General features: G+C 64.9%; 1 protein-coding gene. It reads left to right on the forward strand.

Annotated features, from left to right (window positions below):
- The first annotated feature begins 2 nt into the window (after positions 1-2).
- Positions 3-1,187, forward strand: coding sequence for an IS30 family transposase (locus ACYVKL_RS39175; RefSeq protein ID WP_379174406.1), 1,185 nt, complete (start codon positions 3-5; stop codon positions 1,185-1,187).
- The last annotated feature ends 6 nt before the right edge of the window (positions 1,188-1,193 follow it).

Below are 1,193 nucleotides of genomic sequence, written 5' to 3' on the forward strand. Positions count from 1 at the left end.
TGATGGGCGCAGTGGTTGGCTTCAGTGTTGATCAACAGCAGCGAATGTGGGACGGCTGGCGTGGCGGGGAGTCGCTGATGATGATCGCTGAGGCTGTGGGCAGTACCCATCCGCGAGTCAGCCGGTTTCTGCGTGCCAGTGGCGGGATCCGGCCGAGTCCTCGTCGACGGCGGGCGGGGCACCTTTCGTTAATTGAGCGGGAGGAGATCTCGCGTGGGATTGCGGTGGGCTGGTCGGCTCGGGTGATCGCGCAACGGATCGGCAGGTCGGCGTCGACGGTGTCGCGGGAGATCGCCCGCAATGGCGGCAGAGGCGTGTATCGGGCTGTGGTCGCCGATACGGCCGCGTTCGAGCGGGCGCGGCGACCGAAACCGAGCAAGCTCGCCACCGATACGTTGCTTCGAGGCTTGGTCGCGGCTCTGCTGGGCGAGGATTGGTCGCCGCAGCAGATCGCCCGGTGGCTCCGCCGCTGCCATCCCGAAGATGCCATGCAGTGGGTCTCGCACGAAACTATCTACCGCGACCTTTACATGCCGACACGTAAAGTTTTCGACCGCAACATGTTTCATCACCTGCGAGGCGATCGCCCGTTCCGCCGGCCGCGGCGCAAAGCCAGGTCGCACGGTCGTGGACGCATTCTGAACATGGTCTCCATCCACGACCGTCCCGCCGAGGCCGATGCCCGTGAGGTGGCCGGGCATTGGGAAGGGGATCTGGTGTTCGGAGTGCGCCCTTCGGCAGTGGCGACGCTGGTGGACCGTGCCACCCGCTACACGATGGTTATCGCACTGCCCGACGGATACAAAGCCGATGCGGTCGCCGAGGCCTTGGCTCGGCACATGGGCACGTTGCCGGCATCACTTCGCAGATCACTGACATGGGACCGCGGCCGAGAAATGGCTGCTCACACCGTGATCACCGAAGCATTGTCGATGCCGGTGTACTTCTGCGATCCGCATCATCCCTGGCAACGTGGCACGAACGAGAACACCAACCGCCTGCTGCGCCAATACCTGCACAAGAGCGCCGACCTGTCGAAGTTCACTCAGGACGACCTCGACGCGATCGCCGCGAAGCTCAACCACCGGCCCCGCCGTGTCCTCGGGTGGAACACACCGGCCGAGGCGTTCTGCACAGCCGAGTTCACGCGTCACCAGGCGGCGGTAGCGCCCGCAGTCCTGCTGTGATCATCA

This window comes from Nocardia tengchongensis, from assembly GCF_054781395.1.

Excerpts from the sequence above, each read along its gene's own strand:
- ACYVKL_RS39175 (WP_379174406.1), top strand. The coding sequence starts at position 3 with ATGGGCGCAGTGGTTGGCTTCAGTGTTGATCAACAGCAGCGAATGTGG.